The 8508-nt window shown below is 47.3% G+C and carries 10 protein-coding genes; 5 read left to right on the forward strand and 5 right to left on the reverse strand.

Annotated elements, in window-relative coordinates:
* The first annotated feature begins 310 nt into the window (after positions 1–310).
* Positions 311–1042, forward strand: a complete 732-nt coding sequence (locus K2Q26_06155) for a hypothetical protein (protein ID MBY0315081.1) — start codon at positions 311–313, stop codon at positions 1040–1042.
* A gap of 45 nt (positions 1043–1087) precedes the next feature.
* Here the strand turns inward: K2Q26_06155 and K2Q26_06160 are convergent, their stop codons facing one another.
* The 3 genes from K2Q26_06160 to K2Q26_06170 are packed head-to-tail and all read right to left on the reverse strand — an operon-like array spanning position 1088 to position 3652.
* Positions 1088–2401, reverse strand: a complete 1314-nt coding sequence (locus K2Q26_06160; GenBank protein ID MBY0315082.1) for a tail fiber domain-containing protein — start codon at positions 2399–2401, stop codon at positions 1088–1090.
* Complete coding sequence (locus tag K2Q26_06165; protein MBY0315083.1) at positions 2391–2858, reverse strand: hypothetical protein; 468 nt, start codon at positions 2856–2858, stop codon at positions 2391–2393. The genes K2Q26_06160 and K2Q26_06165 overlap by 11 nt, the downstream gene beginning before the upstream one ends.
* Before the next feature lie 56 nt (positions 2859–2914).
* Complete coding sequence (locus K2Q26_06170; protein ID MBY0315084.1) at positions 2915–3652, reverse strand: hypothetical protein; 738 nt, start codon at positions 3650–3652, stop codon at positions 2915–2917.
* A gap of 269 nt (positions 3653–3921) precedes the next feature.
* On the opposite strand from K2Q26_06170, the gene K2Q26_06175 reads away from it, so the two are divergent.
* Positions 3922–4710 (forward strand): hypothetical protein, encoded by a 789-nt coding sequence (locus tag K2Q26_06175; protein ID MBY0315085.1) that lies wholly within the window; start codon positions 3922–3924, stop codon positions 4708–4710.
* Between the two features lie 2 nt (positions 4711–4712).
* Complete coding sequence (locus K2Q26_06180; protein ID MBY0315086.1) at positions 4713–4877, forward strand: hypothetical protein; 165 nt, start codon at positions 4713–4715, stop codon at positions 4875–4877.
* 23 nt (positions 4878–4900) lie between these two features.
* Here the strand turns inward: K2Q26_06180 and K2Q26_06185 are convergent, their stop codons facing one another.
* Positions 4901–5716, reverse strand: coding sequence for a TIGR02147 family protein (locus tag K2Q26_06185; GenBank protein ID MBY0315087.1), 816 nt, complete (start codon positions 5714–5716; stop codon positions 4901–4903).
* 90 nt (positions 5717–5806) lie between these two features.
* Here K2Q26_06185 and K2Q26_06190 point away from each other — a divergent pair, with 90 nt between their 5' ends.
* Positions 5807–6862 carry a hypothetical protein gene (locus K2Q26_06190; protein MBY0315088.1) on the forward strand — a complete coding sequence of 352 codons (1056 nt, stop codon included), beginning with the start codon at positions 5807–5809 and terminating at the stop codon, positions 6860–6862.
* Positions 6863–6977: 115 nt separating this feature from the next.
* Entirely contained in the window at positions 6978–7844 is an 867-nt protein-coding gene (locus tag K2Q26_06195) for a hypothetical protein (protein ID MBY0315089.1), read from the forward strand.
* 142 nt (positions 7845–7986) lie between these two features.
* Here the strand turns inward: K2Q26_06195 and K2Q26_06200 are convergent, their stop codons facing one another.
* Entirely contained in the window at positions 7987–8337 is a 351-nt protein-coding gene (locus K2Q26_06200) for a hypothetical protein (protein MBY0315090.1), read from the reverse strand.
* Positions 8338–8508: the final 171 nt, after the last annotated feature.

The raw sequence follows: 8508 nt of genomic DNA on the forward strand, positions 1-8508 counted from the left end.
TAGAATTTTATTTGTATTCTTAAACAGTTACCCACTTTGAAACCACCTAGAACCCTTCACGGAACCACTTCACTCGCGAAATTATCATCTCATCTCATTAACTAATTTTTGTTTATATTAAATATTTATTGTTTAACACAATAATGGAGCGCTGCGATTGCATTCAAAGTTTTATTATGTCAGGGTTTAAAAAAAGAAGAGCAATAAGTGTCCACAACAAAGGTTCATCTGCCGAACTCGAGCGGCGAGGTGATGCCTAGGACCTCCTTTTGTCTCTAGAAAACCAACAACCAGTAAGAATGGAGAACTGATGAAATATATGAATTACTGCTTACTCACTCTACTCACTGTCCTCGCACCGCTCGCGTCATGGTCTATGCCTCAAGGCACGACGGTTCCCTCGGGAATTTACGGCCTCACCGAGGATGAAGTGATCACTCCTCAGTCCACGGTGCTCGAAGGGGAACTCACCCCCAACGATTCAGCAACGCCGTACTTTTTTCCAAAAGGAGTCACTTTTGCGGCTCATATTTCCGGAAATGTAGCGACATTGTCTTTAATCCTCGACGAGGCGGATGATCCGGATTTTCCCGAACAGATCCATCTGTCCTTAGAGGGATTTCGTCGATTAAAAGCCGAGTTCATTAGCGAAGGTACTCAAGAAGAGCTTATGGCGGCACTCACAGATGGAGAGGCGACAATTCAAAACGCGCGCTATGGCAGTAATACCTCTCGCAGAACTCGCTCTCGAGGGCGAATGCACTACAAAGGAGCACGAGGGTGCGTCGCCTATGTTCTCTCGAAAATTGGATGGCCCGGCGGTCGATCAGGGAACGGCGTGATGATCACACGAACTCTCAAGGCCAAGATGGGCTACAAACCCGTCAGCTGCACGAATCCTCAACCCGGCACGATCGCCTCATGGTCTGGCGGGAGTGGAGCGGGTCATACAGCGATTTGGAATGGAAGATGCTGGGCTTATGATATCGCTTGCGCCGATCCTGGACGAAGATTCCGATTGATCGAATGCGTGGCTCGATAGTTTATTTCGAAAGGCACTCGGGATCTCCCAGAGTGCCTTTATCGATTATTCCTTAGATGGCCCCATACTCATTTGTTTTTCAAGTTTGTCCAACCGCTCTCGCAGTTGTTGATTCTCAGTCCGGAGCTCTTGAACTCCCTTGATCAGAATGGACGTCATTCCAGAAAAATCGACGCTTTTAATGTTGTTGGCTTCTCGCACGAGCTCAGGAAAAATATCTTCAATATTCTGAGCTAGAACTCCGATCTGATCGGCACCCAAATTTTCCGAAGGGCGACTCCATCGGAAGCGCACAGGGACAATACTTCCAATGGCATCAAGTACACTCTCGACGATGGGTCGGACATGACTTTTAAGTCTTGCATCACTGGTTCCTACGACGAGCGGCGCAGTGATCGTTCCATCAGCCGTGAGTCCTCCCCGGATGCGCGTATCTCCCCCGACATCCAATTTTGTCGTAGGCTCAAAAACTCCCGCCAACCCGACATTCATATTTTTTAAAACTGTCATTGGGGCTTCTGAACTCATCCCTCCGTCCCAACGTTGAATCTGAAAAGCCCCCGCCATCGGGGCGCCCACTAACTTTTTATGAGCTATGACCCAAGAGTCGTCGAGAAGATTCTCCTCATCTTCACCCCCTAGATAAAGAGCCGAATGAGTAAGATTGTCATCACCAAAACCACTAACAATCAAGGCCCCTTGAGTACGTTCGCTGTGAATATGAAGGAGCGCCTGGGGGTTGCTCAAGCCAATACCTACGAGCCCGTTCCCATAGTAAATGTCGTTAATATTTGCGGTTCTTTGCCAGATTCCATCGGTCATCTTCGAAAGCGAGATGCACTCGATGATCGCGCCGGTGGATGGGTTTTTAACAACACGAATCCCGATCATCTTTGGAGCGAGAGTGGAAACTCCCGCCACTTTCTTTTGGGCAACAACTTGAAACGTGAGTACACCTTGACCTGTATTCGGCGTGGACGACGGCGTGTCTCCCGGCGTATAATTAAATGTCATTCTCGCAATGGTGAACGTGTTGCCGCCGTAGGGGGTATTGATCGCATAGAGAGGAGATCCATCGACGTTTTTAATATCATTCACCGCAGTTTCGGCGCCCGTCGATAGAGTGACGTGAGATAAGGTCTGCATGCAGGCCTTGGTTTGACTCAAATGCGCGCGAATTTCTTCGATGAGATTATCTCCACGAGAGCGGAACTCGACCATATTTTGGGACTTGGTCATTCCCTCAAACATACTCGCTACACCCATAGCAAGAATGCCCACCATCGAAACTGCGACCATAACTCCGGGCAAAGACATCCCAGACGATCCTCTCCATTGATTGCAATTCTTAGTTTCCATTCTTTTGCTCCCCGGAATAATCTTTCTTTAATATCTCTGATAAGGAGTTTAAATTCTCCATCACTTCCATCAACTGATCGCCCTTACGAAGCTGAGACTTTGCTCCAAAATTGCCTTTTTTGAGCTCATCAATCAGCCGATTGATCGGAACCAGTGGACCGAAGAATGTGTGCGTGATTTTGATCATAAAGAAGAAAATCATAAATCCTAAACTCAGAATAAAGAAAGCGATAAAACTTGTCGATTTTATCATGTGACGAGTGAACTCTTCGACCAAGTCGGGATCGACCTCGTGCACAGACGCCATGGCTTTCAGATTATAAATATTGGTGTACAACTCAAAGAAGAGAAGCGATAGCAAAAGCACAATGATGCTCAACGAGGATACTGTGGCGAGCATCAACTGCTGGTGCGGACGTATGAAGAAGTTCTTAAATTTTCTCTGATTTTTTCCCATAAGGAAATTTAAGCAGATGAGAAAATGGGCGTCAAACTTTATAAGCTGGTCATAAACTAATCGCGCTTGCCACACTCTTCAAACTGCAGACTCAGGCGATAAACTGTGTCCTTGGCCTGAGCATGTCGGAAAACCTCTATTTCCCGGAGCAGTTTCGCGATGGAATGACGGATGTACTGCATCTCTTCGGCACTGCCCACGAAGGAACAATCTAGGGTGAGACCCGATTTAGAAGATGGGTCTCCAGTCACTTCGTAAAACACCGGCAACTTCGACGGCCCTATGGAGTAGCTCTGATCTTCGACTTTGACGATGAGATTTTGCCCTTCGAGCGAGGCCAGCGCCGCGCGGAGCTCGGACTCCGAAAGATTTCCCGACTTTACGATCGCCTCCTCGAGCCCCTCGTGGTGAGCACACCCACCCTGCATCTCAATATATCGAAGGACCAGAAGTCCATCCTGCCCCACTCGCGAGGCCAACTCTTTAGCAAACTTGGGGGAATGCCCCATAAGTGCGCAGGCGTAGGAGATCTCGTAGTCGGTGAACTGAGCCAATGGCATAATTTCGAGAGCTCGGGTTTTGGTGATTTTTCGCGACTTACTTAAAATTTCCGAAACGGCTCCAATCGACAGATGCAGTGTTTTCGCCCACTGCCTTAAGGAGTATTTTGGATTTTTGACTTTACGACTTTGAAACTTTTCGGAAAGTTTAGCGACAAAATAATCAGACCAAGCTTCCGTAGAAACTTTAAGGTCCATGTCTATGAGATTTTCATCGTTCACTTTGATGTACATCAAACCACGAGATTATAAAAATTCATCTGCAAGGTCAAAACAACAAAATGGATTTCCTCCGGAACTCTCCGGAGAACACCGGAGTCCAACGGATACTCCTGAGAGCCACTTCTTGTTCCAGCAAGTGGATCAAAATTTCTAAAACTTCTCACTTTATTTCTTGAAATGAGTCGAGTTCTACGAATCATTTCGGGATTTGTTCCACTATTTTTTTGCAATCGTTTTCTACACCCCCCCTATCCTAAGACAGATAAGAACACGGGGGGCGTATGTTTCTTAAAATTTCGAGTAAAGCACTATTGACCGGTGTTGCGGTTTGCACATCAGCGGTGGTGCTCATATCTTTTCAAAACTGTGGCAAAACTCAATTTGCTAAAAACACAGCAGACCAAGTGAGTGGACTCAGCGTCGATGACGACTCTGACGGTTATGGCCCCATTCCCAATTCTCAAGATGATCCATCCGAAGAGGGTGGCTCCACCAACGGCAACCAGAGCAACACTGGAAACGGCCTCGGAACTCCGATTCGTTGCCGATTCAACAATATTTTTTACTCTGTCGGTCAACAAGTGACGGCCTTCCAAAACAGCTCTGGAGCGACATGCGTTTCCCAGCAGAGGACTTGTATGTCGAACGGTATGTTCAATGGTTCTTATAGCCATGCAATTTGCCAAGTGAACGCCGTTCAATCGAACTCATGTCTCTTTAATGGAACTTCGATTCCTCACGGCGGAAAAGCACCGACAAATAATCCCACCTGCCCCTCCGAGCAGGTGATGTGCTCCAACGGTTCAACTTCAATCATTAATGGTTGCGCCGCGGTCGTTGCTAAAAAATCATGCAGCTTCCGCGACAGTCAAGGAATGACGATCATCCTCAACCACGGGGCTTCGATCAACCTCTTCTCCTCGAGCAGCGTCTCTGCCGGTCAGATGTGCCAATCCCAAACTCGGGTTTGTAATGACGGCGTTGTCTCAGGGTGCTGCAAGAACCAACGTCGGTGGTCAGCCCCACAGATCCGAACTCTTGCTTTGATAGCGCAAGCACGGCCTCATTAAATATGTACAGAACGGCTTTACGACGAGAACCATCGAGCGCAGAAGTCTCATACTGGGCGGCTGAATTTGTCGGCATGGGAAGTGATTTCCGTACACGCGCCGCAAATCTCGCTCACTTCTTTACGACGAGCACCGAATTCTCGGTGGCGTACTCCGACGTATTTTAAAACTCATAGGGAGCCTTCGGATTCTACTTCCTCGAAAGCTCTTTTCTTTTGACCTCTAATGGACACACTTGAAAGCCGACAGAGTAGAGATGCGAATGTTTTCGATCTTCATTCTGCACTTCGGAAAGTCTTTTGCGAATAAATGCCGCGATATCTTCGGTGAGGCTTTGGTATTCAGCTTCGGTCAACAACCCGTTAAATGTTGAAAAAAATCTCTGATCCACAGGCTCCCTCTCCATGGCAACAAGGGCTTTTGAAATAATATCTTTATGATAGGTTCGAATTTTATTGGGAGTGGTGTTGGTTTGATATTTAAGAACTTTATAGTCCACTGTATATCCGCGAGAACGATTTTTCATAAGAATCCCTAATCGACACAAGGTTTCGACGGCGTCTTTAGCTTGTTTTACGGTAATTTCGAGTCGCTCAGATAAATCTTGAGGATCTAACTCCTCCTGAGGTTTGCGTGCGAGCTCACAAATGGCAAAATGATACCACTCCCCGACCTGCTGAAACTCATCGGCACTTATAATTTTATCACTCCGATACCGAAGTTGCTTCAGCTGGCTTTTAGCGATCTCGCGGTCTACAGGGCTTTTCGCCACTTCCATTTGCACCAGATCCAAAAACTCGCATCGGATATCTGCCGGCATACGTAGACGGTTCGCGACTTTCTCGGCGCTTCTGAGAGATAGACCGTATCGGCCCTTGATGATGTCACTAATATGGTAGCTTTCGAACCCGCAATCCCTGGAAAACGCAGCCAGCGAATAGGAACGGTTCTTTTTCCTTCGGGTCGTGTATATTGAAGATAGAATATCCCTGTACGTCGATTCCATATTATACTTCGTTTTAATGAAGTCTTATAAGGATTTCAATGCCTACAGTATCCGTTGATTTTTTTTCACTTCACAGGGTAATTACCGGATATGGTTCAACAAATCATTCTTATGTTGATGACAGTATTTTTGGGGATAGGGACCACTCAGGCCCAAACCCGCAGTGCGGACTTCTCTACCGAAGTGGGTAACGGCGGTTTCGCCATCGTTTGCTCTAAAGAAACTTTGTTTTACGATTATGCAGACCTTCTCGTTCACTTCCCCGAAAAGCTGAAGTCCTCGATGGTGGAGCAAATCAAGGATGAGTCTTGGAGGTCTCTGCTGGATCGAATTATAGAGAACTACAAACACATCGATGCCGAACGGGCGCTCCTCTTATCGGTTTTAGCGCGCACGAAAGACACCAATATACCTTTTTTAGCGACGGAGCGAGAACCGTTCATCTATGTCACGCCCAAACCCGCGATGATTTCTCTTTTGGAATCACCATCATTTTTAGGCTGCAAAATGGAACAGCTGTTCTCTTTTGTCTATCGCTTAGGTTTAAATTATGAGTCTACACTTTTTGGTAATTTTAAATCTTTCTACATCAAAGTGAGTTCGCAAGATTTATTTGAAAGGATGAATGAGATCAATAAAGCGTCCGCGATGCTTCATGAGTTTACTTACCTGACGCTCGCTCGCCAAGGGTCTTACGACGAAGCCCCCCCGCTTCTCGACATCATACCTCTCAGTCAATTTATTCTCTCCCTCCCCGACACGTCCAAAAGCTCTCGCGAGGACCTCCTCCAATTGCAAGCCGAGTCGGTGATGATCGCAAAAAAATTAGGACTCCGAAGTATTCAGTACTCGACTTTCCTGTTAGTCATTGCGGGATTCGATGCGACCGATATCGAAAACTCACCGCTGTACCGATTAGATTTTTACCCGCCGCCACTTCAACGAGTGAAATTGGCTTATGTCTATCCTCATAATATTTTAGTAAACCAGAAGGTCGTCAAGATTGCGGGACCCTCTGAATTTTATGAGAACGGACAACTTCAATCTTCACATCTGGTTCTTGCATTTCGGCCCGGGACATCGGGAGTCGAATGTGGGCGTAAGATTTACTTCAAGAACGATGGAAGTTTTGATCGCTGCGAATAGATCTTCGCTCCAAAGCCTGGATCATTCACGAGTTTGATCGGCAAAATACCCACCTTGGGCAAGGTCTATTTTTGTTTTGAACTGCATTTTTATAGCTCCAGGTTATGATGATCTGATGGACCTAAACCCCTTTCGTCTTGGGCATCGCCTCGCCCGCTATATTCTCCTCGCGCTGATGATATTCGATGGAGGAGTCGCTCTGGCGAAAGGTCGTCGCATCCAAAGCGATTCGGAAGTGGAAACGGACGAAACGACAACAAGAGTTCGTCGTCAAAGCTCAAAAACAAAGACCTCTTCTCGCAAATGGAAGGCGGCCGTTGGTCTAGGACTAAACGCAGTTCAATACACTCAATCTTTACCGCAGAGAGCGAACTTAACCACGTCGGACTCATCCACGAGCTCCTATCACGCTAAGATTCAATATCAGTGGAACCCCAATTGGAGTACGTTTATTTCTTACAAACAGGGCACTTCTAATTATAACCCTGCTTCCAATGTGGTCATCGATGCGACCGACTACACGTGGTCTGCGATCAACCTGGAGACCTTTTGGAAACTTTCCGCACCAAAAAAGAAGTGGAGCTGGGGGCTACGTTCGGGGGTGGCTCGATCGGCGATCCCCTTCCTTCACATCAATCAACTGGGGGATTTAGTTCACAAAGATCTAACGCTGAACACGGCCGGTCTTGGTGTTTGGTTTTTAACCCAGTGGGGGAAATTTTCCTTTGATGCCTCTGTGAAATATCAAATTCCTATCGGCGTTGAGGCTCCCAGCGGAGATCAAGTGGAGTTCGCATCTCCCATGTTTTACGAGTACGGCGCTACAGTATCGTACCCGGTTTATCGCGTCAGAGTCGGGCTCTTACTTTTAAATCAGACATTCAATTACGATTTTAGCTACTCGGATCAAGTCATCCAGAGTAAAGGCAAAGCTGAATTCGGAATCTTTAACGTTCAGCTTTTTACGTCGTTTCAGTTTTAATGATTTAAGACCGTCTTCTAACTGACTTTATATCACTCATTTTTAGCAGAAGCGGCAATGTGGATGTCGGATTCGCAATGACATATCAGTAACAAGCACTAAATAATTTGGCCGGAAATACAAAGTTTGATGCGATAATCAGTCACCATCGGATAACCACTCGACCCGGGGAACCCGCGGAACCAGAACCTGCGCAACTACTACATTCTCCCTGGCCACCGTTTTGAGCGCCGTATCCCGCAGGACTCAAATAATCGGCATCGCCGGTTCCTCCAGGGATCCGTCCGCTCCCGGAAGTAAGCGTGCCGGCGCCACTGGAGTCGTAACCAGAGCCACCCCCACCGCCGCCTCCAACACCGCTAGAGTGACCACCTTGCAGAAAAGATCCCGGGCCTGCTCCAGCTCCTCCACTCGAAGACGTTCCTCCAGATCCACAAGCTGAATTACCCGAAACGCCCCCCCCGGCCGCAGCGGACGCATCGTCCCCCCCCACCACCAACCACTGAACCTCTTCAGAAGCAAAACTCTGATGGTTCGAGCCACTGCAAGCTCACCATATGACTAGTCTCATCTCAGAACACTCAGCATTGAAGTGTAACACCCCACAGCCGGTGAACACGCAAAGGGACATTTGCCTCCGGAAATTCGGACAAAACCCAACAAT

The organism is Bdellovibrionales bacterium, assembly GCA_019750295.1.
GTDB lineage: Bacteria > Bdellovibrionota > Bdellovibrionia > Bdellovibrionales > JAGQZY01 > JAIEOS01.